At 70.9% G+C, this 23,771-nt stretch carries 17 protein-coding genes and 1 pseudogene; 15 read left to right on the top strand and 3 right to left on the bottom strand.

From position 1 onward, the window contains the following. Nucleotides 1–241: 241 nt before the first annotated feature. Complete coding sequence (locus tag DID96_RS34225) at nucleotides 242–982, bottom strand: helix-turn-helix transcriptional regulator (RefSeq protein WP_260464123.1); 741 nt, start codon at nucleotides 980–982, stop codon at nucleotides 242–244. Between the two features lie 78 nt (nucleotides 983–1,060). On the opposite strand from DID96_RS34225, the gene DID96_RS34230 reads away from it, so the two are divergent. Next, entirely contained in the window at nucleotides 1,061–1,570 is a 510-nt protein-coding gene (locus DID96_RS34230; protein ID WP_124603615.1) for a DUF1269 domain-containing protein, read from the top strand. A gap of 278 nt (nucleotides 1,571–1,848) precedes the next feature. On the opposite strand, the gene DID96_RS34235 is transcribed toward DID96_RS34230, so the two are convergent. Both DID96_RS34235 and DID96_RS34240 read right to left on the bottom strand, forming a co-directional pair. Further along, the gene (locus DID96_RS34235) at nucleotides 1,849–2,778 is read right to left on the bottom strand and encodes a phosphatidate cytidylyltransferase (protein ID WP_124603616.1); all 930 of its coding nucleotides are present in this window, start codon (nucleotides 2,776–2,778) and stop codon (nucleotides 1,849–1,851) included. Between the two features lie 34 nt (nucleotides 2,779–2,812). Then, nucleotides 2,813–3,442 (bottom strand): 1-acyl-sn-glycerol-3-phosphate acyltransferase, encoded by a 630-nt coding sequence (locus tag DID96_RS34240; RefSeq protein ID WP_124603617.1) that lies wholly within the window; start codon nucleotides 3,440–3,442, stop codon nucleotides 2,813–2,815. A 203-nt stretch (nucleotides 3,443–3,645) separates the two neighbouring features. Between DID96_RS34240 and DID96_RS34245 the strand changes: the two genes are divergently transcribed. From DID96_RS34245 to DID96_RS34310, 14 genes and pseudogenes are all read left to right on the top strand, one after another. Further along, nucleotides 3,646–3,870: a hypothetical protein gene (locus tag DID96_RS34245; RefSeq protein WP_124603618.1), complete on the top strand. Its 225-nt coding sequence runs from the start codon at nucleotides 3,646–3,648 to the stop codon at nucleotides 3,868–3,870. Nucleotides 3,871–3,884: 14 nt separating this feature from the next. Beyond that, nucleotides 3,885–4,490, top strand: coding sequence for a CDP-alcohol phosphatidyltransferase family protein (locus DID96_RS34250; protein WP_124603619.1), 606 nt, complete (start codon nucleotides 3,885–3,887; stop codon nucleotides 4,488–4,490). A gap of 113 nt (nucleotides 4,491–4,603) precedes the next feature. After that, nucleotides 4,604–6,373, top strand: a complete 1,770-nt coding sequence (locus DID96_RS34255) for a bifunctional alpha/beta hydrolase/class I SAM-dependent methyltransferase (RefSeq protein ID WP_124603620.1) — start codon at nucleotides 4,604–4,606, stop codon at nucleotides 6,371–6,373. Further along, nucleotides 6,370–7,772, top strand: a pseudogene (locus DID96_RS34260) (phosphatase PAP2/dual specificity phosphatase family protein). Before DID96_RS34255 ends, DID96_RS34260 begins: the two are co-directional and overlap by 4 nt. Then, the gene (locus DID96_RS34265) at nucleotides 7,772–8,230 is read left to right on the top strand and encodes a hypothetical protein (RefSeq protein WP_124603621.1); all 459 of its coding nucleotides are present in this window, start codon (nucleotides 7,772–7,774) and stop codon (nucleotides 8,228–8,230) included. The pseudogene DID96_RS34260 and the gene DID96_RS34265 overlap by 1 nt, the downstream one beginning before the upstream one ends. A gap of 551 nt (nucleotides 8,231–8,781) precedes the next feature. After that, the gene (gene bcsB / locus DID96_RS34270) at nucleotides 8,782–11,082 is read left to right on the top strand and encodes a cellulose biosynthesis cyclic di-GMP-binding regulatory protein BcsB (protein ID WP_124603622.1); all 2,301 of its coding nucleotides are present in this window, start codon (nucleotides 8,782–8,784) and stop codon (nucleotides 11,080–11,082) included. 3 nt (nucleotides 11,083–11,085) lie between these two features. Beyond that, entirely contained in the window at nucleotides 11,086–12,342 is a 1,257-nt protein-coding gene (bcsZ, locus tag DID96_RS34275) for a cellulose synthase complex periplasmic endoglucanase BcsZ (RefSeq protein WP_124603623.1), read from the top strand. Beyond that, nucleotides 12,327–16,250, top strand: coding sequence for a cellulose synthase subunit BcsC-related outer membrane protein (locus DID96_RS34280; protein ID WP_124603624.1), 3,924 nt, complete (start codon nucleotides 12,327–12,329; stop codon nucleotides 16,248–16,250). Before bcsZ ends, DID96_RS34280 begins: the two co-directional genes overlap by 16 nt. Before the next feature lie 17 nt (nucleotides 16,251–16,267). Further along, nucleotides 16,268–18,304 (top strand): cellulose biosynthesis protein BcsE, encoded by a 2,037-nt coding sequence (bcsE, locus tag DID96_RS34285; protein WP_124603625.1) that lies wholly within the window; start codon nucleotides 16,268–16,270, stop codon nucleotides 18,302–18,304. Next, on the top strand, nucleotides 18,301–18,513 hold the full coding sequence (locus tag DID96_RS34290; RefSeq protein WP_124603626.1) for a hypothetical protein: 213 nt from the start codon (nucleotides 18,301–18,303) through the stop codon (nucleotides 18,511–18,513). Before bcsE ends, DID96_RS34290 begins: the two co-directional genes overlap by 4 nt. Next, nucleotides 18,510–19,286, top strand: coding sequence for a cellulose biosynthesis protein BcsQ (gene bcsQ, locus DID96_RS34295; RefSeq protein ID WP_124603627.1), 777 nt, complete (start codon nucleotides 18,510–18,512; stop codon nucleotides 19,284–19,286). Before DID96_RS34290 ends, bcsQ begins: the two co-directional genes overlap by 4 nt. Before the next feature lie 56 nt (nucleotides 19,287–19,342). Further along, nucleotides 19,343–21,874 (top strand): UDP-forming cellulose synthase catalytic subunit, encoded by a 2,532-nt coding sequence (bcsA, locus tag DID96_RS34300; RefSeq protein ID WP_409333839.1) that lies wholly within the window; start codon nucleotides 19,343–19,345, stop codon nucleotides 21,872–21,874. Between the two features lie 102 nt (nucleotides 21,875–21,976). Next, nucleotides 21,977–23,533, top strand: a complete 1,557-nt coding sequence (bcsG, locus tag DID96_RS34305) for a cellulose biosynthesis protein BcsG (protein ID WP_124603629.1) — start codon at nucleotides 21,977–21,979, stop codon at nucleotides 23,531–23,533. Continuing rightward, nucleotides 23,515–23,709, top strand: coding sequence for a hypothetical protein (locus DID96_RS34310; RefSeq protein WP_124603630.1), 195 nt, complete (start codon nucleotides 23,515–23,517; stop codon nucleotides 23,707–23,709). The genes bcsG and DID96_RS34310 overlap by 19 nt, the downstream gene beginning before the upstream one ends. Nucleotides 23,710–23,771 lie beyond the last annotated feature (62 nt).

Raw genomic sequence — 23,771 nt, forward strand, 5'->3', positions numbered from 1 at the left:
AGTGGGCGTTGGGAGCCGCTGCCGGGCATGGGTTCACTCGACGAAATGGCCGATGTGATCGTCACGCTCCTGCAGCCATATTTACAGCCCGATAATTATTAAACTTATTTGAGGGATGTTGTACTAGTATGCGCCGAACCGCTCGAAATCCCATCCCGCCGATGCGTTAACCCATCGGGGGTATTGATCTGTCGACTGACGCCGGTGCGGCGCGATTCATGCGTGCGGTCTGCGCCGCGCGTCAGGCGTCGATCTGTGCTTTCAGGAACAGCGAGAACAGCTCCGACTGCGAGTTGATGCTCAGTTTTCCGTAGATGTTCCGACGATGCACCTTGACCGTTTCGGCGGAGATCGCAAGCTTGCCGGCCACTTCCTTGTTCGAGCGGCCGCTGAGAATCAGCCGGACGACGTCGAGCTCGCGCGCGGTGAGCGGCGTGCCGAGCCGCGCCATCGCCAGTTCGAAGCGGCCCCGGGCGCCGGCCGCGCGAGCCGGCGCGGGCTCGGCCGGTTCGCGTTCGAACCCGAGGCGCTGGCGCATCAGCGCGGACACCCACGGCCGCATCAGGTCGAGCAGCGCGACCTGCTCGGGGCTGAAGCGCTGCTTGCTGCCGAGCGACAGGCACAGCGTGCGCGTGTCGTCGAGCCGCGCGTTGTACTGGACTTCGTCTTCGACGACGTTGTGCGTGAAGTAGCGCGTGTAGTAGTCGGTATCGCGGAAGCATTCGGGCGCAACGTCGGACAGCCGGAACAGGCCGCTTTGCGGCGCTTCGCGGTTCGCGATGTAGAACGGGTCCAGCTGTCGACCGGCACGTACGCGTCGATCTGCCGGATCAGCGCGAGCCAGAAGCCCGGCTGGTCGAGCGACTCGATGAGCCGGCCGGTCTGAATGGCGAGGCCGGCCGCGTCCGGCAGCGTGCGACGGCCGTCTGTTGCCGGGGATAGCGACTGCCGGGATAGCGACTAATATGAAAGGATTGACCAAAGGCTGTACATGATCTGGCGCGCGCGCCGCGACACCTCCGTCGCGGACGCGGGCGGGTGCCGGAAGGAGGGGCGGGAAATGCGGCGAATCTACGTGTTGTTGCCCAATGCGAAGAGCGCGACGCGCATCATCGACGAATTATTGCTTCGACGAGTCGAATGGCGGCACGTCCACGTGCTGGCGGCGCCGGGCGTGCAGACCGAAAGTCTTCCGCAAGCGACGCTCGCGCAGCGCAGCGACCTGCTGCCGGCGCTCGCGCGTGGCACCGCGGTGGGCTGGTTCACGGGAATGGTGATCGGGCTCGCGGCGCTGGTGTTCCATCCCGAGGGGCTCAAGATCGCGGCGGGCGCTGTCGTGCTGATCACGCTGATCAGCGCCGCATTCGGCGCGTGGACCGCGACGATGATCGGCGTCAACGTGCCGAATACGCGGCTCAAACGATTCGAAAACGCGGTCGAGAAGGGCGAACTGCTGATGATGGTGGACGTGAAGACCGATCGCGTCGACGAAATCGAGGCGCTGATCAAGAAGCACCATCCGGAAGCGGACGTCGAAGGGCACGACCCGACCATACCGGCATTTCCGTGAACGGCGCTGCCGTCGCCATGACGGCGCGGTGACGGGGCGGCGCGCCCGCGTGCCGTCCCTTTTTGGCGTTGTGCCACCTGCAGGACTGTGCATCGCGCGATCACGCGCGTGGTGGCGTGTGCTGCGCGGTCGCTGCCCGCCGCCCGCCCGTTGATCTGTCACTCCATCCTGATAAGCTATCGCGATTCCGAGGTGGAGAAGTCGATGACTCCCAGCGCCAGTACAACAACACCGCTGACGGGCCCCCAACTTGACAGGCGGCATGCGCCGCCCGCGCATCACACGTACAGATAGCGGACGAGGTGGAAGAACACCGGCGCCGCGAAGCAGATCGAATCGACACGATCGAGCATCCCGCCGTGGCCCGCGATCATCGAGCCCCAGTCCTTCGTGCCGAGCGAGCGCTTGACGGCCGACAGCACGAGCCCGCCGACGAAGCCCGCGATCACGATCGCGAGCGAGATGCCGAACGCCGCGCCGAAGCTGAACGGCGTCACGCGATACAGCGCCGCGCCGCACAGCGTCGCGAGCAGGCCGCCGCCGACGAAGCCCTCGATCGTCTTCGACGGCGACAGGCGCGGCGCGATCTTGCGGCGTCCGAACAGCTTGCCGACCACGTACTGCAGCACGTCGCTGATCTGCACGACGACGAGGAAGAAGAACAGCAGCAGCGCGTTCTGCCCCGTGTAGTGCGGAATGTCGAGAATCAGCACCGCGGGTGCGTGGCTCAGCCCGTACACGCAGACCATCAGCGCCCAGTTGATCTTCGCGTTGCGGCTCAGGAACTCGCGCGTGTCCTGCGTCAGCGCGGACACGAGCGACATCGCGAAGAACAGGTGAACGGGCACGAAGATCGAGTACATCCCGTACCAGTTGATCCCGAGCAGCAGGTACTGCACCGGAATCGCGACGAAGAACGCGATGAACAGCGTCGTGTGGTCGCTCGCGGTGGTCGGCGTGAGCGTGATGAACTCGCGCAGCGTCAGGTACGACAGCACCGCGAACACGAGATAGGTGACGTTGTTGCCGAGGCCGATCGCGATCGCCATCACTGCGATCATCGCCCACCACGCGCGGATGCGCTGGTTCAGGTTGACGATCGTCGCGCTCGTGCCGCCGCTGCGCGCGCCGAGGATCGCGCCGATCACGGTCGCGACGGTCAGCACGCCCGTGACGCCCGCGACCAGTTCCCAGAAAAGTGTTCGCATGTCGTTGTCCGGATGAAGGAGGGAAGCGCCGTGCTCAGCCCGCGGGGCGGTGCGGCGCGAGCGCGACGATCGCGTCGCGCATGCGGGCGAGGAACGATGCCTTGTCCTCCTGCTCGCCGCGCGCCTCGTTCGCGCCGAAGTGCACCTTGCAGATCAGCGGCACCGGCCAGATCGCGCCCTTCGGCATGATGCGCTGCAGGTTCTCGAGATACACGGGCGCGAGCGCGACGTTCGGGAACTCGTTCGCGAGATGGAACAGTCCGCTCTTGAACGGCTGCGGCAATGCATCCGCGCCGCGCGTGCCTTCGGGGAAGATGATGATCGAATGGCCTTCCTTGAGCGCATCGCGCACGGGATCGAGTGGGTCACCGCCCGATTCGCGGTGGCGGTCGATCAGTACGACGTTCAGCAGCTTCTGCGCGATGTGGCGCTTCATGTCGCTGCTGTCCCAGTAATCGCGCGCGGCGACGGGCCGCACGACCGCGCGCACGTGGCGCGGCAGCGCGGCGAGGATTGCGAGCGTGTCGATGTGGCTCGTATGGTTCGAGAAGTAGATCTTCTGCGTCGGGGACGGCGGCGCCTGATGCCAGACCGGATACGCGCCCGCGACGAGCCGCACGATCGTCAGCAGGAAATCGCGCTGCCACACATGCAGGATGTTCATCGGTGGCGTGCCTCCTGTTCGCATGCCCGCCGTGCCGCACGTGTGCGGCGGGCGGAATCCCGGTATGCCGACGCGGAACGTTGCGCGTCGGACGGCCCATGGTTACATTTTTTCAAATTCGTGAATGCCTGTCGCAGGTCCGCGATAATCAGCCGGTTTCGGGATAACCGGCGGGAATTAACCGCTATTGCACGAGCGCGCGAATGCGTTTCGAAACGATTGCCGGTTGCATTCGGGCCAGCGGATTATCGCGAGTTTCCGGGAAAAACGCCAGATTGCCGGGCGCCGCCCGTCCGGCGGGCGTGACGCGCATGCTTGACGCGTGCACCCGGCTCGGCGACGATTACGACCGCACAATGAAGTGCCGTTCGTCCGGCGAGGCAAATGCGGCGGAAACGGACCCGCAATTCGTGCGAATAAAACGATGAGCCCAATGAGCCCCATGAGCCTTTACGCACTCAAACCGAAATTCCAGAATCGCCTGCGGCCGCTCGCCAATTCGCTCGCCGCACGCGGCGTCACCGCGAACCAGGTCACGCTGTTCGCGGCCGGCGGCTCGATCGTCGTCGGCGCGCTTGCCGGACTCGGCGTATTTGCGCGCGCGCTGTTCCTGCTGATCCCGCTGTGGCTGTTCGCGCGGATGGCGCTCAACGCGATCGACGGGATGCTCGCGCGCGAGCACGGGCAGAAGAGCACGCTCGGCGCGTACCTGAACGAGCTCGGCGATGTCGTGTCGGACGTCGCGCTCGTGCTGCCGTTTCTTGCCGTATCGGCGTTTACGCAGGCCGACGTGTGGCTGTTCGCACTGCTTGCGGTGATCGTCGAATGCACGGGGCTGATCGGCCCGCTCGTCGGCGCGAGCCGGCGCTACGACGGCCCGTTCGGCAAGAGCGACCGCGCGCTCGCGCTCGGCGCGTTCGCGCTGTGGATCGGCCTCGGGCTGTCGGTGGGCGGCGTCGCCGCGTGGCTGTGGCGGCTGCTGATCGTGCTGTCGATGGTGACCGTCGCACGCCGCGTGCAGGCCGGCATCCGCGAAGCGGGCGGGTGAAGCGGGCGGGTGAAGCAGGCTGGTGAAGCAGGCTGGTGAAGCGGGAGGTTGACCCGCAAGGCGCCGGAGGGCGGCGCCGAAATGATTCGAATAACGAAACGAGAGAAAAACGCATGAACGCACGCATCGCCCGCGAGGCGGACTTCATCACGCACGACGGCGAGACGCTGTTCTATCGCCACTGGCCCGCAACGGGCACGCGCTGCCGCGGCGCGATCGTGCTGCTGCACCGTGGCCACGAGCATTCGGCGCGCGTCGCGCACCTCGTCGACGAGCTCGACCTGCCCGAATTCGCTTTCTTCGCATGGGATGCGCGCGGCCACGGCCGCTCGCCCGGCGCGCGCGGCTACAGCCCGAGCGCAGCCGCGTCGGTGCGCGACCTGCAGACCTTCGTCGAGCACATCCGCGACACGCACGGGATCGCGATCGAGGACATGGCGGTCGTCGGCCAGAGCGTCGGCGCGGTGCTCGCGGCAACTTGGGCGCACGATTACGCGCCGCCGATCCGCTGTCTCGTCGTCGCGTCGCCGGCGTTCCACATCAAGCTGTACGTGCCGTTCGCGCGGCCCGGCCTGCGGCTGATGCACAAGCTGCGCGGGCTGTTCTACGTGAACAGCTACGTGAAGCCGAAATTCCTCACGCACGACCCCGAGCGCATCGCGAGCTATGCGGCCGATCCGCTGATCACGCGGCCGATCGCGGTCAACATGCTGCTCGACCTGCACGACACCGCGCAGCGGATCGTCGCGGACGCCGCTGCGATCACCGTGCCGACGCAACTGCTGATCTCCGGCGCCGACTGGGTCGTCCATCGCGGCCCGCAGGACCGCTTCTACGAGCGCCTCGGCGCGGCGCGCAAGGAGCGCATCGTGCTGCCGGGCTTCTATCACGACACGCTCGGCGAGCGCGACCGCGCGCAGGCGCTCGCGCCGCTGCGTGCGTTCGTGCTGCGTGAATTCGATGCGCCGGGCCCGCGCGTGTCGCTCGCCGATGCCGACCGGCGCGGCGCATTCCACGACGAATACGCGGCGCTGTTGCAGCCGCCCCCGAATCCGCTCGCGCGCGTGTACTGGGCGATTACGCGGGCAGGGCTGAAGGCGGGCGGCGCGCTGTCCGACGGGATCGCGCTCGGGCTGCGGCTCGGCTTCGATTCGGGCTCGACGCTCGACTACGTGTACCGCAACCGCGCGCAGGGGCGCATGGGCGTCGGCCGGCTGATCGACCGCACTTATCTGGATTCGCCGGGCTGGGTCGGCATCCGCCAGCGCAAGGTGCACCTGCAGGAGCTGATCGGCACGGCGATCGCGCGGCTGCGCGGCGCCCGCGCGCCGGTGCGGATCGTCGACATCGCGGCCGGGCACGGCCGCTACGTGCTCGACGCGATCGCGTCGGTGGCCGAGCGCGACGGCGCCGTGCCCGACTGCATCACGCTGCGCGACTACAGCCCGCCGAACGTCGAAGCGGGGCGCGTGCTGATCGCGCAGCGCGGCCTCGAGCCGATCGCGCGCTTCGAGCGCGGCGACGCGTTCGACGAGGCGTCGCTCGCGACGCTCGAGCCGCGTCCGACGCTCGCGATCGTATCGGGCCTCTACGAGCTGTTCGGCGAGAACGCGCTGATCGAGCGCTCGCTGCGCGGGCTCGCGCAGGCGGTGCCGCCGGGCGGCTATCTCGTCTATACGGGGCAGCCGTGGCATCCGCAGATCGAGTTCATCGCGCGCGCGCTGAACAACCACCGCGGCGACGCGACCTGGGTGATGCGGCGCCGCTCGCAGGCCGAGATGGACGAGCTCGTCGCGCGCGCAGGGTTCCGCAAGCTCGAACAGCGGATCGACGAGATGGGCATCTTCTCGGTCAGCCTCGCGCAGCGGGTCGACGCGCAATGAGCGAGTTCGGCGGCGGTGCGCGTGGCCTGTCCGCACAAGCGGCGGCCGGCGCGCGCGATGCGTCGTTCGCGCTGCGCTTCGGCTGGCTCGCGGTGATGGGTGCGGTGTTCTTCTCGACCTACGGGTTCGCGAACTGGCTCGCCGCGCGGCGGCCGTCGGTGCCGACCTTCGCGTTCGGTTGGGAGCGCGCGATCCCGTTCGTGCCGTGGACGATCGTGCCGTACTGGTCGATCGACCTGCTGTACGCGCTGTCGTTCTTCTTCTGGACGCGTCGCGTCGACCTGCTCGATCACGTGAAGCGCCTGTTGACGGTGCAGCTGATCTCGGTTGCGTGCTTCATCGCGTGGCCGCTGCGCTTCGGCTTCGAGCGGCCCGACGCGGGCGGCGTGGCCGGCGCGCTGTTCACGCTGCTGATGGGCTTCGACAAGCCGTTCAACCAGGCGCCGTCGCTGCATATCGGCTTGCTCGTCGTGCTGTGGGCCGTCTATGCGAAGCATCTGCGCGGCCCGCTCGCGCGCGCCGCGCTGCATCTGTGGTTCGCGGCGATCGGCGTGTCGGTGCTGACTACCTACCAGCATCACGCAATCGACGTGCCGACCGGCGCGGCAGTCGGCTGCCTCGCGTTGTTCCTGTTTCCGCTGCGCGACGCGGCGGGCCGGCTTCCTGGCGCGGACGCGGCACCGTCCGCAACGAGCCGCGCGCTCGCGCGCCGCTATGCGCTTGGCGCGGCCGCCGTGGCGCTGCTCGCGCTCGTATGCATTCCGCGCGCGGCCGGCTGGGCGCTCGCCGTGGGGTGGGCCGCGCTGGCGCTCGCGTGCGTCGCGTGGGCCTACTGGCGCGGCGCGCCCGCCGCGTTCCAGAAGGGCGCCGACGGCCGCTTCCCGCCGTTCATCCAGTGGCTGCTCGCGCCGACGATCGCCGGCGCGTTCGTCAATTCGCGCGCGTGGACGTTCGCCATCCGGCGCCCGCGCGGATCGACGAGCGCGTGTCGATCGGCCGCACGCCGACCACGCGCGAGCTGCGGCGGCACGGTTTCACCGGCGTCGTCGACCTGACCGCCGAAATGCCGCGCTGGGCCGCGGCCGACAAGGCGCTCGCGTATGCGGCGGTGCCGCAGCTCGATCTGGTCGTGCCGACCGCGCGGCAGCTGCAGCAGGCGGTCGACGCGCTCGAACGGCTGCACGGCGAGGGCCGCGACGTGCTCGTCTGCTGCGCGCTCGGCTATGGCCGCAGCGTGCTGTGCGCGGCCGCGTGGCTCGCGGTGCGGCGTGGCCTGCACGATGCGCGCGACGCGCTCGCAGCAGTGCGCGCGGTTCGGCCGCGCGCGGTGTGGTCGGATGCGGGCGTCGCGGTGCTGCAGGACTGGATCGACCGACGGACGGCGGCAGGGGACGCGTGATGCGCGATCCGTCGGCTCCATTCCGGATTGCCGCGGCCCGCGGCGCGCTCGATGCGGGCGCGTGGGCGAGCGCGGTGGCGTTCGCCGCGGCGCTGGCCGGCGCCTGGGTCGCGGCGGGGTGGGCGGCAGCGCCGCTCGCGCGTGTGCTGCTCGCGACCGTCAGCACGGTAGCGGGCATCGCGGCGTTGTGGTGCGCGGTGCGAATCGCGATCGACCGGCGGCTGTTCGCGGCGCTGGCGCGCGCGTCGGCCGTGTCGGCCGCGCCGGACAGCGCCGGCGATGCGCTGGCCGCGCTCGACCGTGCGCTCGCCGACCTCGGCTGGATCGACGACGCGAAGGCGGGGCGCGCGCTCGACGCGCGCGTGCGCGGCGCAGTCAGGCTGTGCCGGAGCGCGCTGCTGATCGCGATTGCGCAGTGGCTCGCCGTCGGCGCCGCGATCGCGATGTCGGGGTTCTAGACATTCGTCGACGCACGAATTGATTCAAGTCAATTGTTCCGTTCGAAAAAGGCGGAAGGACGGCGCCGGAATGCGGTAGCATACGCGCCGCCCAAGCGGACGCGCGCCCGGCGGCCCGCAACGGGTCGCCGCCGACGATCGGTCTGTCGGGCCGGCGCCGGTCGCGCCGGTCATTGCGGCGCCAGCAGGAAGCCGTCCGTCATTGTGCCGTCCGGGGATATATCAGTGACAACGGCGCAATTCGTACCTCCAGCGCGCGCAACGCAGCATTTCTGACCACTTTTGCGAATTTTTTGCCTGACAGTTTCGAATAAGGATGCGTTTTCATCCATTTTTGAGATAGTGTGACGAATCATCGGATTCGCGCGTATGCCGCTGCCTGGCATGCGTGCAGCGTCGCGGGGGCGCCGCCATGTCCGATCGCGCTGTTTCGAGCAAGACCATCAAAATCTGAATACAAGGGGAAGCATGGGGATGTGCATTCGCCTGCCCGGCTGCGCTGCGTGCGTGGCCGCCGATATCGTCGTCAACCTGGCGAAGCGGGGCCGCGCATGAAGCCGGCCGTGTCGTTTTTCGTCTCGATCGCGGCGGTGGCCGGCACGCTCTATGCGGCGTGCCTGCCGGCCGCCACGCCGACGGCGCCCGCCACCGCGCCGGTGCCCGGTTCGGCGCCGGCCGCTGCCGCAGCGTCTGAGGCGTCAGTGGCGCCCGCCAGCGCGCCGGCCGCGAGCGGACCCGCCGCGACCGTGCGCATGCCGTTCGCGAAGCTCGGCGCATTCGATCCGCTGCGGCTGCGCGGCGCCGACGACATGCGCACGATCAACGCCGGCGTGCGGCTCGACCGTGTGGTGACCGGCGCGCGGCTGCGGCTGACCTATGCGTATTCGCCGTCGCTCGTGTTCCCGATGTCGCACCTGAAAGTGTCGGTCAACGGCGAAGTGGTCGCGACCGTACCGTTCGACCCGCCGCGCGCGGGCCGCACGGTCACGCAGGACATTCCGATCGATCCTCGCTTTTTCTCCGACTTCAACCAGATCGGGCTGCGCCTCATTGCGCACTACACGCTCGATCATTGTGAGGATCCGATGAACTCGGCGCTGTGGGCGGACGTGAGCCCGACGAGCGAGCTGATCCTCGACGAGACGCCGGTGCGCCTGCCGAACGATCTCGCGCTGCTGCCCGCGCCGTTCTTCGACCGCCGCGACAACGGGCGCGTGCTGCTGCCGTTCGTGCTGCCCGCGGCGCCCGACACGGCGACGCTGAGGAGTGCGGGCGTGCTCGCATCGTGGTTCGGCGCGCTCGCCGACTACCGGCACGCGCGCTTTCCGGTGTCGTCGACGCTGCCGAACGACAACGCGGTGCTGGTCGGCACCGCCGCAACACTGCCGCCGGGCCTCGCGCTGCCGTCCGTGAACGGCCCGCTGCTCGCGGTCGCGGACAACCCGGCCGCGCCCGACCGGAAGCTGCTCGTCGTCACCGGCCGCACCGCGGCGGAAGTCGACGATGCGATCGCGACGCTGGTGCTCGGCCGCGCGGCGCTGTCCGGCCCGTCGGCGACGGTCGCGCACGTCGACCTCGGCGCGCCGCGCAAGCCGTACGACGCACCGCGCTGGCTGCCGGTCGACCGGCCGATCCCGTTCCGCGAGCTGGTGGCGGATCCGCGCGAGCTCGAAGTGCGCGGCACGTCGCCGGACGCGATCCGGCTCAACCTGCGCGTGCCGGCCGACCTGCATTCGTGGAACGGCGCGGGCGTGCCGATCACGCTGCGCTACCGCTACACGGCGCCGATCGTGCAGGACAATTCGACGCTCGCGGTCGAGATCAACGAGCAGCTCGTGAAGTCGTACCGGCTCGGGCCGGCCCACGCCGAGGACGCGCACGGCCGCATGCAGCTGCCGATGCTGTCGGTGCCCGAAGGCCGCGTGACGAGCGACGTCGACATTCCGGCGTTTCGCGTCGGCAGCGGCAACCAGCTGCAATTCCGCTTCACGCTCGATTCGCAGAAGACGGGGCTCTGCTCGAGCACCGCGACCGAACCGCAGCGCGCGGCGATCGACCCCGATTCGACGATCGACTTCTCGCATTTCGTCCATTACGCGCAGTTGCCGAACCTCGCGTATTTCGCGAACAGCGGCTTCCCGTTCACGCGCTTCGCGGACCTGTCGCAGACGGCGGTCGTGATCGCGGACCGGCCGTCGCCGCAGGAGCTCGAGGCCTACCTGACGATGCTCGGTCATATGGGCGCATGGACCGGCTTTCCGGCACTGCGCGTGCAGGTCGCGCGGCCCGGCGACGTCGCCGCGCTGTCGGCCAAGGACCTGCTCGTGATCGACGGCGCGCGATCGTTTCCGCTGCTCGAGCGCTGGCGCGCGGCGCTGCCGCTGTCGCTCGGCGAGGAGGGCGGCGCGGGCGGCAAGCGCGTCGCGTTCACGGTGAAGGAGCGCTGGCGCAACGGTGTCGGGATGGCCGAGGGCGGCGCGCACATCGAGCAGGCCGGCTCGCTCGCGGCCTTGCTCGGCTTCGAGCTGCCGGGCAGCCGCGGCCGCAGCGTGGTCGCGCTGACGGCAACCGACGCGCCGCACCTGAACGACCTGCTCGACGTGTTCGAGAACGCCGGCCTCGTGTCGCAACTGCAGGGCGACCTCGCGCTGGTGCGGCCGGGCACGGTCGACAGCATGCGCATCGGCGAACCGTACGTGGTCGGCTTCGTGCCGTGGTACGCGCGGCTCTGGACGCACGCGGCGCGGCATCCGTTCGTGCTTGGCGTGGTCGGCGTCGTCGCCGGGCTGCTGCTCGCGCTCGGCGCGTTCAGCGTGCTGCAAAGGATTGCCGCACGGCGACGGGGGATGTGACGGATGACGCAGGCAAGGGCAGGGCGACGGTTGAACGGGCCGGCGCGCCGCGCGGGCATCGCGCTCGCGCTGACGCTGGTGGCGTCGGTGGCGTCGGTGGCGGCGCTCGCGGCGGGTAGCGCGAGCACTGTGGGGCCGCGTGACGCGGGCGCAGGTGCAGGCACGAGCGCAGGCGCAGGCGCGGGCTGCACGGCCGCATGGCCGCGCTGGGATGCGTTCAAGCGCGAATTCGTGTCGGCCGACGGCCGCGTGATCGACGTCGGCTCGGCCGATTCGCGCACGGTGTCGGAGGGGCAGGCATACGGACTCTTCTTCGCGCTCGTCGCGAACGACCGGCCTGCGTTCGACCGGCTGCTCGCGTGGACCGAGAACAACCTCGCGCAGGGCGACCTGAGCGCGCACCTGCCCGCGTGGCTTTGGGGCCGCGCGGCGGACGGCGCGTGGCGGGTGCTCGATACGAACGCCGCGTCGGATGCCGATCTGTGGATCGCGTATGCGCTCGTCGAGGCGGGCCGCCTGTGGCGCGAGCGCAGTTACACGGCGCGCGGCGCGCTGCTCGCGAAGCGCGTGCTCGACGACGAGACGGCCACGGTGCCGGGGCTCGGCGTCACGCTGCTGCCGGGGCCGATCGGCTTCCGGCTTGCGCCCGACCTGTGGCGCATCAACCCGAGCTATTCGCCACCGCAGGTGATTCGCGGGCTCGGCGCGCGGCTGCCGGACGATCGCCGCTGGGCGGCGCTCGCGGCGAGCACCGGGCGCGTGCTGCTCGACACCGCGCCGAAGGGCTTCTCACCCGACTGGGCGCTGTTCCGCGCGGGCACGGGGTTCGCGCCCGATCCGTCGACGCACGCGGAAAGCGCGTATAACGCGATCCGCGTGTACCTGTGGGCCGGCACGCTCGATCCGGCCGATCCGCTCGCCGCGCCGTTGCTCGCGCGCTTTGCGCCGTTCGCCGACCACATCGCCGCGCACGGCGCGCCGCCGGAGAAGGTCGACACGACGACGGGCACCGTCGGGCCGAACGACGGCAACGGCGGGTTTTCGGCGGCGGCCGTGCCGTTCCTCGACGCCCGCGGCCAGCGCGCGCTCGCGGATGCGCAGGCGGCGCGCGTCGACACGCTCGCGCGCCAGACGCCGCCCGGCTACTACACGAGCGTGCTGACGCTGTTCGGCCTTGGCTGGCGCGACGGGCGCTACCGGTTCGCTGCGGACGGCACGCTCGACGTGCGCTGGCGGGGGCAGTCATGCGCCGCCCGCTGATGCGCAGCGCGCCGCAGATGGCCGGGCTCGCATGGCTCGCGTCGTCGGTCTGCGCGGCGACGCCTGCGTCCGCGCAGAAGCCGGCGGCACCCGCGCCCGCCGCCCGTCTGCCTGCCACGACCGCCACATCCGGCCAGGCCGATGCGCAGCGTCTGCTCGCGACTGCGCGCATGTGGGGAATCAAGCACCGCGACGACCTCGCGCGCGACGCGCTCCGCAAGGGCCTGCTGATCGCGCCCGGCGATCCCGCGCTGCTGGCCGAGCAGGTGCGCGTACTGTTGCGCGTCGGCGATGCGAAGGGCGCGCAGGCCGCGCTCGCGCGCCTGAGGGCGCAGGCGCCCGGCGCGCCCGACACGCGGCGCGTCGACGACGAATACCGGGTCGCGACGAGCGGCCGCGAGGAGATGGCGCAGATCCGCCTGCTCGCGCGCAGTGGCCGGTCCGACGACGCGGCCCGGCGGATCGTCGCGCTGTTTCCGGACGGCGCGCCGTCGGGCGCGCTCGGCGCCGAGTACTACCAGATCGTCGCGAATGCACCGGGCGGACGCGAGCCGGCGATCGCGGCGCTGCGCCGCGCGGTCGCGGCCAATCCGGACGATGGCGACGCGGGCGTCGCGCTCGTGCGGCTGCTGAACCAGCGCAGCGACACGCGCCCGGAAGCGAACCGGATCGCGTGGGCGCTCGCGCGGCGCACGGACATCGATCACACGGCGGCGATGGAAGTCTGGCGACGCGTGCTGCAGTCGGCGGATACCGATCCCTTGTACGTCGACGCGATGCGTGCGTACCTCGCGCTCGTGCCGGACGACACCGAGTTCCGCGACAAGGTCGCGGCGATGGAGCAGAAGCGCGATGCGCAATTGCGGCTCGAGCGCGATCCGAACTACATCGCGCAGCAGCGCGGCCTGCAGGCGCTCGCGCGCGGCGATCTCGCGGCGGCCGACGCGCTGCTGAACCAGGCGGCACGCGCGCGCTCGAGCGACGCCGACGCGGTCGGCGGGCTCGGCCTGCTGCGGCTGCGCGAAGGGCGGCACGACGACGCGCGGGCGCTGTTCGTCCGCGCGGCGGCGCTCGCGCCCGACAACCGCGGCAAGTGGGACGGCCTCGCGCGCACCGCGCGGTTCTGGGGCACGCTCGCGCAGGGCCGCGCGGCGGCGGCCGCGGGGTGCCCGCAGGATGCCGAGCGCGCGGCGCGCGCCGCGCTCGCGATGCAGCCGGACAGCGCGGACGCGAAGCTGCAGCTTGCCGACGCGCTGCTCGCGCAGCGCGACTGGCAGCATGCGGAGCCGCTGTTGCGCGGGCTGCTGGCTGCCCGCACACCTGACCTCTCCGCGGTGCGCGGCACCGTGACGCTCTACGAGAACACCGGTCGCGCGGACCAGGTTGGCCCGCTGCTCGACGCGTTGCAGCAGCGGGTCGCGGGCGGTGGCGACCGGCGCGCGCTCGATGGCCTGCGCGCCGACCTGCTCGCGCAGCAGGCGCGCGCGCTCGCCGATCGCGGCGAACGCGGGCCGGCCGCGCAGCGCTACGAGGCCGCAGTGCGCGCAGCGCCCGACGCGCCGTGGACCCGCTTCGCGCTCGCGCGCCTGTATCGCGACATGGGGCTGCCGCAAATGGGCCGCACCGTGATGGACGACGGCCTCGCACAGGCCGACACGCCCGAAATGCACTACTCAACCGCGCTGTACCGCAACTCGATCGACGACGTCGCGGGCGCGCAAGCCGCGCTCGCGCCCATCGATGCGGCCCGGCGCACGGACGGGATGCGCGCGCTCGCCCGCAAGCTCGATGCCGAAAGCGCGCTCGCCGATGCACGCGGCGCGCTCGGGCGCGGCGACCGGGCGGCGTTCGAGGCGGCGCTTGCGCATGCGCAGGCGGCCGCCCCCGACGATCCCGACACGCTGGCTGCGGTCGGCGCGCAATGGATCGACGCGGGCGAGCCCGCGCGCGGCCTGGCGCCGCTGTCGGACTGGATCGCCACGCATCCGCGCGACGCCGATGCCGACGTGCGGCTGCGCTACGGCGACCTGCTCGGCAGCGCGGGCCGCAACACCGAACTCGTCGCGTGGCTCGATGCGATCCGCCACGAGCCATCGCTGACGGCCGCGCAGACCGCGCGGCTCGAGGACCAGTCGCTGCGGCGGATCCTGCGCGAAGCCGACGACGCGATCGCGCAGCAGGATTACCGGACGGCGCGCCGGCTGCTCGACGGCGCGAGCCCGGCCGGCAAGGCCGACCAGCGCTACGCGCTCGAAGTGGCCGATCTCGAGCGCGCGCAGGGCCATTTTGGCGCGGCACGCGATGCGCTCGCGCCGCTCGTCGCGCGCACGCCGGACGACGCGGACGCGCAGCTCGCGCTCGCGCGGATCGACGAGGACAGCGGCGATCGCGCCGCCGCGCTCGCGCGCGTGCAGGCCGTGCTCGCGCGCACGCCGGCCGACGACGTCGACACGCAACTGTCGGCGGTGCGTCGCCTGACCGCGCTGCGCCGCGCCGACGATGCCGCGCAGGTCACCGGCAGGCTGCAGGCGGTCTACCCGGCGCGGCCGGACGTGACGGTCGCGGCCGGGCGCGTCGCCGAGGCGCAGGGCCGCTACGACGACGCGGCGTCGCTGTACCGGCTGTCGCTGTCGCAGGAGCGCGAGGCGGGCATAACGCCGCGCCGCGACGGCCGCACGCCCGCGCAGGCGGCGTTCGCCGATCTCGAGCAGCGCCGCAACCCGGAAATCGAACTCGGCTGGCTGCCCGCGTACAAGTCCGGCGACGAGGGGATCTCCGCGTACCGCGCGCAGCAGGTGCCGATCTACATGCAGATGCCGGTCCGTTACGACGGGCATGCGTTCCTGCAACTCGACACCGTGCATCTGGACCCCGGCACGCTCGATACGCGCAACCCGAATGCGTATGCGCTGAATACGTTCGGGACCTACCCGGCGCTCAAGACGCTGAGTGCGCTGCTTGCCCCGTTCGGCTTGAATCAGCCGGTCGATTCGCTGATTGCGCATCCGCCGGGCTCGCTGCACCAGCAGACGACGGGCGTCGCACTGGGCGCCGGCTATCGCTCGGATGCATGGCGCTTCGATCTCGGCACGTCGCCGCTCGGCTTCCCCGTGCATTACCTCGTCGGCGGCGTGCGCTACCGCTTCGACGCGGGCCCCGCGAGCTTCACCGTGAACGCGTCGCGGCGGCCGGAAACGAGCAGCGTGCTGTCGTACGCGGGGATGCGCGACCCGTGGACGGGCGCGGTCTGGGGCGGCGTGCGTCGCGACGGCGTGAACCTGCGCACGTCGGTCGACGTCGGCCGCGCGAACCTGTTCGCGGAACTCGGCGCGGGCGTGCTGTCCGGCCGCAACGTCGAGCGCAACTCGGAAGTCACGCTGCGCACGGGCTTCACGGTGCCCGTGTACGAGCGCGCGACGATGAAGGTCAGCACGGGGCTCGTCGGCAATGCGTGGCACTACGCGGAGAACCTGCGCTACTACACGTACGGGCAGGGCGGCTACTACAGCCCGCAGCGCTACCTGTCGCTCGGCGTGCCGATCGAATGGGCGGGGCGGCGTGACGCGCTGTCGTGGGATCTGACCGTCACGGGCGGGATCTCGAACAGCTACGAGAAGGATTCGCTGTATTTCCCGACGTTCGCGGACCAGCGGGCCGCACAGGAGGCCGCCGGCTTCGTCTATGCGGGCAGCTCGACGCGCGGCGTGACGTTCTCGTACGGCGTGAACGGCATCGTCGAGTACCGCATGAACCCGCACCTGAGCGTCGGCGCGCAGTTGCACATCGATCGTTCGCACGACTACGCGCCGAGCTCGGCGCTCGTGTACCTGCGCTACGCGTTCGATGCGCGCGCGCCGCGCACCGGCCTCGTCACGCCGACGCCGGTGCAGCTGTATTCGGATTACTGAGGAAAGGAAGCACAAGCGTGAACACCGACTTCGAAGCCACTCGTCCCGCGCTCGGCGTCGCCGGCGTGTTCGGCCGCCTGCGCGCGCTGTTGCGCATGGGCCCGGCCGACGGCCGCGTGTCGTCGCTGAGCCGGCTTGCGATCGACGGGCTGCCCGACGAATGGACGCAGCTCGAGCCGGGCGGCCTGTATGCGGTCTACGCGGCCGCGCGCACGGCCGCCTGCGACGCGCTCGTGTGGGAGAGCGCGCGCCAGGCGCGCACGCGTGACGTGACGCTCGTGCTCGCACGCGAGCCCGAACACGTCGCCGCGCAGCTCGGCGAGCGTGGCTTCGCCGGCGGCGCGATGGCGCCCGGCTGGCCGCGCTACCTGAACGTGCTCGCGATGCCGCCGGCCGCGCCCGACGCCGCGGCGGAACCTGACGCTGAACCCGACGCGGCCCATCGCGCGGCGGCGGGCCCGTTCGCGCGGCTGATGGGCGGGTTTCGCGCGATGAAGCGCTTCGGCTTTCGCGCGCGCTCGCTGTATTTCGTCGAAGGTGCCGAGCGCTGGTTCAGCTGGGACGATCCGGTCGCGCTCGCGGAAGAAGGGCGCGCGTTTGCCGACTGGTGCCGGATGCACCGGATCGCGGTCGTGCTGCTGATGCATCCCGACGACGCGTACGCGGGCGCCGACGACGCGCTGACCGACGATCCGCCGCTCGTGCGCGAAGCGCGCCGCACGCGGCGCAGCGGCTTTCACAGCGTGTGCGCGGGCGTCGCGCAGTTGCAGCGCACGCACGGCGAGTTGCTGTGGGTCGTCGATTTCTGGCGTTCGGGCGACACGCTGGCCGCGGGCGAGGTGCGGCCGCTGCGCTTCGCGCCGAACGGCCGCCTGTCGGCGATCTTCGATGCCGACGCGGTCGCGGCGCCGCAACAGATGAAGCTCGCGAGCGACGAGGACCGCGTCGTCGTCAGCCGCGCGGTGGTCGAGCGCGAGCAGTGGGTGCCGAACGACTGGGAGATCGTCGACGACAACGCGGCGGTCGTCGCCGCGTGCGCGAGGGCGCAGGCCGCGACCGCCGTGCTCGTGTTCCGCACGCGCGCACAGCTCGAGGCGCTGTGCGCGGACGTGCACACGCTGCGGCGGCAGTGTGGCGGCGCGCTGAAGATCACGATCGTCGAGCGCGGCGAGGTGCTGCGTCATCAATTCGAGATGCTGGTGCTGAGCCTCGGCGCGAACAGCGTCGTCGGGCGCGACCTGCCGTTCTCGCGGCTGCAGGCCGCCGTGCGATCGCTGCACGGGCAGCTCCATGCGCGGCCGGTCGCGGCCGACTACCGCGCGGCGCTCGCCGCCGCGCTTGGCGACACGGTGCTCGGTTACCTGCCGGTCGGTTCGTTCTGCCTGCGGATCCGCGCGGTGCTCGATCGCGGCGAGGTGCTCGCGCTGCCGCACACGCTCGCGAAGATGACGCTGCTGCCGGGCGTCGCGCACGTCGATGCGCTGCGCTACTGCCAGCCGCGCCGCGCGGGCGACGTGGTGACGGCCGACGCGAAGCACCTCTATGTATTCCTGTTCGCGTGCGAACCCGCCGATGCGGACGAGGCGCTCAAGCGGATCTTCAGCGTGCCGGTCGAGACGGTGTCCGACCGGATCGTGCTGCTCGCGCAGGGCAGCATCAACGCCGAGCTGAACGCGCTGAAGACGGAGAACCGGCGCGCGCCGATCGCCGACTACAGCGACCTGTTCGCGGCCACGCACCCGCCGGCCGATGCGCTGGCCGTACGGGTGGCTGCTCAGGTGGCTGCACCGGCGGCGACGCTGCCGGCTGGCGCCGTGCCCGAGGCGTCCGCGAGCGAGGCTGGTGCACCGTCGGCCCAGCCGGCCGCGAGCGAGGCCGGCGCACCGTCGGTCCAGCCGGCCGCGCCGATCGAACGGCTGCCGTCGGCGCCGTCGAGTGCGACCGGCGAGCCTGCGATGCCCGACACACCCGACACGCTCGACACGCCAGCCGCGCCGCGCGCGCGCGGCGCCACCCGCAGTGCAATGCCGCTGCGCAAGCCGGAGGCCTCATGATCGCCGACATCGTCATCGGATTTTTCGTCGGCATCGCGATCGCGGTGCCGGTCTGGGTCGTCGCGCAGCACTTCGGCTTCGGCCGCAGCTTCCATGCGCCACGGCGGATCGACCGCCACGACGCGGTGCCGTGCGAGATCGTACCGATCGCGCTGCGCGGGCGGCTGTTGCCCGGCGTCGCGGACGCGGGCCGCGAGGACGCGCGATGAAGACGATCGCCATCACGTCGACGACGGGCGGCGCGGGCCGCACGACGCTCACGGCGGCGCTCGCCGTGCTGCTCGCGCGCCGCGGCCGGCCGGCCGTGGCCATCGAATTCGATCCGCAGAACCTGCTGGGCGCGTCGCTCGGCCTCGACACGGTGCCCGTGTCCGGCATCGCGCAGACCCTGCTCGGCGGCGCCGAGCCGTGGCACGCGCATACCTGGCGCAACGCGGACGGCGTGCTGTTCGTGCCGTACGGGCACGTCGATGCGGCGCAGGCGGCCGCTTGCGATGCGCACCTCGTGGCCGCGCCCGGCTGGCTGTCGCACGCGCTCGGCGAGATCGCGCTGCCGGCCGGCGGCGTCACGCTGATCGACACGGCCCGCTACCCGTCGCCGCAGGCGGAGCAAGCGATCCGCTGCGCGGACCTGACGCTCGTCGTCGTGCCGCCCGAGCCGGCCGCATGCGCCACCGTCAGCGCGCGGCTCGGCGCACTGCGGGCCGGCGGCGGCGCGCTGCAGATCGTCGTCAACCGGCTGAATCCCGCACGCGACCTGCAGCGCGACGCGCTCGCAATGCTGCGCGAGATCGCGGGCCCGGCGGTGATCCTCGACCAGCGGATCCACATCGACGCCGCGGTGCCGGAGTCGCTCGCGCGCGGCAGCTGGATCTTCGACGATGCGCCGTACTCGCAGGTGTCGCACGACCTGCACGGCGTCGCGAACTGGGTCGATGCCTGGCTCGACGCGGCGGCGGGGCGCGCAGGAGCGCGGCGATGAAGCCCGCCGGAATCGCAGCCACCGCTGCCGCCGCCGTTGCCACCGCCGTTGCCACCATCGCTGCCGCCGCCGCTGCCAGGTTGCGCACGGCGCGCCGCTGCGCGATCGACTGGCTCGCACGCGGGCTCGGGCTGCCCGCCGAGCGCACGCTGCTCGACTGGGTCGTGCGCCTGTTCTTCCACGTGCCGCCGCACGGGCGGCCCGACGCCGTGCGCCGTCATGCGCGTGCGCTATTCCTGCGGCTCGCGGCCGAGCTGGGTGTGCTGCAGCCGCTCAGCCTGCGCGAATGGCTGTGGCGCGCGTTCGTGCGCGCGCCGCGCCAGCCGGACGGCCGGCCCGCGCGCGACCCGCTCGCGTGGTTCGACAAGACGGTCGTGCCTGTCTACGTATTCGTGCGCGCAATCGGGCGCCGCTGCAACGCGGCGCTCGCGCGGCTGCCGTGGGACCGCTGGGGCGGCTGGATCGACACGCGCGCGAACCGCGTCGGCCGGCGCCCGTGGCTCGCGCCGGTGCTGCTCGCGGCGGGTGCGCTGATGTGGGCGGCGGCTGGGATGTCGCCGTTGATGCCTGCCGCGCAGTTCGCGTTCTTCGTGGCGGTCGCGGTGCTCGCGTTTGCGCTGCGCCGTCTGCCGGGCCATATGCCGACGCTCACGCTCGCGTCGCTCGCTCTGCTCGCGATGGTCCGCTACGTGTGGTGGCGCACGACCCAGACGCTCGACTTCCGCAGCCCGGTCGAGGCGTTCGCCGGCTACCTGCTGTACGCGGCGGAAGCGTATACGTGGCTGATCCTGCTGCTCGGTTTCGTCCAGACCGCGTGGCCGCTCGACCGGCCGATCGTGCCGCTGTCCGACGATCCCGACACGTGGCCGACGGTCGACGTGTATATCCCGACCTACAACGAGCCGCTGTCGGTCGTGAAGCCGACCGTGTTCGCCGCGCAGAGCATGGACTGGCCTGCAGCGAAGCTGCGCGTGTACCTGCTCGACGACGGCAAGCGGCCCGAGTTCGAGGCGTTCGCGCGCGAGGCCGGCATCGACTACCTGACGCGCGACGACAACCGGCACGCGAAGGCCGGCAACATCAACCGCGCGCTGCCGAAGACGCGCGGCGAGTACATCGCGATCTTCGACTGCGATCACGTGCCGACCCGCTCGTTCCTGCAGACGACGATGGGCGTGTTCCAGCGCGACCCGAAATGCGCGCTCGTGCAGACGCCGCATCACTTCTTCTCGCCCGATCCGTTCGAGCGCAACCTCGGCACGTTCCGCGAGATCCCGAACGAGGGCAACCTGTTCTACGGGCTCGTGCAGTCGGGCAACGACCTGTGGAACGCGACGTTCTTCTGCGGCTCGTGCGCGGTGCTCAAGCGCAGCGCGCTCGAGGAAGTCGGCGGCGTCGCGGTCGAGACGGTGACCGAGGATGCACATACGGCGCTCAAGCTGCATCGTCGCGGCTATACGTCCGCGTACCTGCCGACCGTGCAGGCGGCCGGCCTCGCGACCGAGAGCCTCGCGGGCCACGTGAAGCAGCGCACGCGCTGGGCACGCGGGATGGCGCAGATCTTCCGCATCGACAATCCGTTCCTCGGGCGCGGGCTCGGCTTCGTGCAGCGGATCTGCTACGGCAACGCGATGCTGCACTTCTTCTACGGAATCCCGCGGCTGATCTTCCTGACGATCCCGCTCGCGTACCTGTTCTTCCACCTGTACTTCATCAACGCGGCATCGGTCGCGCTCGCGAGCTACGTGGTGCCGTACCTCGTGCTCGCGAACATCGCGAACTCGCGGATGCAGGGGCGCTTCCGCCATTCGTTCTGGGCGGAAGTCTATGAATCGGTGCTCGCGTGGTACATCGCGCTGCCGACGACGGTCGCGTTCTTCAGCCCGAAGCACGGCAAGTTCAACGTGACCGACAAGGGCGGCAAGATCGAGGAGGGCTACGTCGACTGGTCGACGTCGAAGCCATACCTCGTGCTGTTCGCGGTGAACGTGTTCGCGATCCTGGCCGGCCTCTGGCGGCTGGTCGTGGACCAGGGCGACGAAGCGTCGACGATCCTGATCACGCTCGGCTGGACCGTCTACAACCTCGCGATGCTCGGTGCGGCGCTCGCGGTTGCGCGCGAGGCGAAGCAGGTGCGCGTCACGCACCGGATCGCGATGCGCGTGCCGGCGACGCTGCTGCTCGCCGACGGCACGACGGCCGCTTGCTTCACGAGCGATTATTCGGCCGGCGGCCTCGGGCTCGAGGCCATGCCGGGCCTGAAGCTCGCGGCGGGCGATACGCTGACCGTATGCGTGACGCGCGGCGACCGGGCGTTCCCGTTCCCGGTGCGCGTGTGCCGCGTGAGCCCGACGCATGTCGGCGTGAGCTTCGACGCGCTCACGCTCGAGCAGGAGCGACAGCTCGTGCAGTGCACGTTCGGTCGCGCCGATGCGTGGCTCGACTGGCACGAAGGCGAGCGCACCGACACGCCGCTGCGCGGGCTGAGGGAAGTGTTGCAGGTGGGCGTCGACGGTTACGTGCGCTTGCTGAAAGGGGCATCGAGCAGCGTGCAGGCGATGCTGGCGCTCGATCGGGCGCGCGAATGAAGCACGAATCAAGCACGAATCAAGCACGAATGAAGCGTGAAAGATGCGGGAAGCGGAGGCGGGCGCGCGGCGGCTGCCGCCGCTCATGACGGAGTAGTTTCGATGACGTTCTGGAATCTGTATTTCATCCTGAAGTTCGCGATGTTCGCGACGGGCCATCTGGAGCCGATGTGGCTCGCGAACCTCGCGTTCGCGGTGGCGCTCGCGGCCAGCGCGCCGATCCGGCGGCGCGCGTGGCGGATCGTCCGCCAGCTGGCCGCGATTGCGATCGCCGTGCCGCTGCTCGCGCGCGAGCTGCACGCGCCGCCGCTCGCGCGGCTCGCCGACGCGCTGCGCGAGGTCAGCACGTTCCGCGCCGACTACTGGATGGAGCTCCTGCCGCGCCTGTTGCCGCCGATGGTGCTGCTGACCATCGCCGGCGGCCTGATCGTGTACTTCGTCGTGAACCGCTGGCTGCGCGTCGCGACGTTCGTGCTGGCCGCGCTCGTCGTGCTGCCGCTGTGGCAGGCCGGCACCGGGATGATCGCGCGCGCCGGTGCGAATGCGCAGGCCCAGACGCAGCTCGCGGGCGCGGCGCGTGCCGGCCAGCCGGAGGATCACAATGCGGCGCTCGCCGCATTCCGCGCGCAGGAATCGCAGCGGCAGGTCGCGTTCGGCCATCTCGGCAGCGATCCGGCGACGCAGTTCGACGTGATCGTGCTGCACGTGTGCTCGCTCGCATGGGACGACCTCGATGCCGCGAACGTGCGCAATCACCCGATGCTGAGCCACTTCGACTACCTGTTCACGAACTTCAGCTCGGCCGCGAGCTACAGCGGCCCGGCGGCGCTCCGCGTGCTGCGCGCGAGTTGCGGGCAGGAGGCGCACGCCGACCTGTACAAGAGCGCGCCGCAGCAGTGCTACCTGTTCTCGCAGCTCGCGCGTGCGGGCTACACAGCGCAGTCGCTGCTGAACCACGACGGCCACTTCGACAACTTCCTGCAGATCATCCACGACAACCTCGGCGTGCCCGATGCGCCGCTCGTGTCGAACGCGGACGCGCCGGTCGCGATGCATGCGTTCGACGGCTCGGCAATCAAGGACGACTACGCGACACTCGCGAAGTGGTACGCGCAGCGCGCGTCGGTGGCGGGGCCGGTTGCGCTGTACTACAACACGATCAGCATGCACGACGGCAACCGCGTGGTCGGCAGCTCGCTGACGAGCATCGACTCGTATCCGCAGCGCGCGACGAAGCTGATGAACGATTTCGACCGGCTCGCGGACCTGATCGCGTCGTCGGGCCGGCGCGCGGTGATCGTGTTCGTGCCGGAGCACGGCGCGGCGCTGCGCGGCGACAAGAACCAGGTCGCCGGGCTGCGCGAGATTCCGACGCCGCGCATCGTGCATGTGCCGGTCGGCGTGCGGCTCGTCGGCTTCCAGGGCAACCACGGCACGACGACCGTGATCGACCAGCCGTCGAGCTTCCTCGCGCTGGCGCAGCTGATGTCGAACCTCGTGTCGAACAGCCCGTTCAAGCCCGGCGTGACGCTCGCGCAGTACGCGGCGGACCTGCCGCGCACGCGGATGGTGGGCGAGAACGAGGGCACCGTGACGATGCAGACGGCCGCGGGCTACGCGGTCAAGACTCCGGATGGCGTATGGATCGACGAAAAGTAACCGCGGCTGATGGCGGCGACGCCCGCCTTTCGCAGCCGAACGACGTGCTAGGCCTCGCGCGCCATCTGCCGGCGCTCGATCCCGAGCGCTATGTCGATGAGCAGGCGCGCCGCGCGTATGTCGAATCGCTCGAGCGCTGGCCGGTGCTCGCGAAGCTGATGGGCTTGCGGGAGTAGGTGCGGGCGACGCCGAATCGGCCGCGCTCCACATCGAGCCCGCGGCCGAGCGGGCCGCTCAG

The sequence above is a fragment of the Burkholderia sp. Bp8963 genome, from assembly GCF_003854275.1.
GTDB lineage: Bacteria > Pseudomonadota > Gammaproteobacteria > Burkholderiales > Burkholderiaceae > Burkholderia.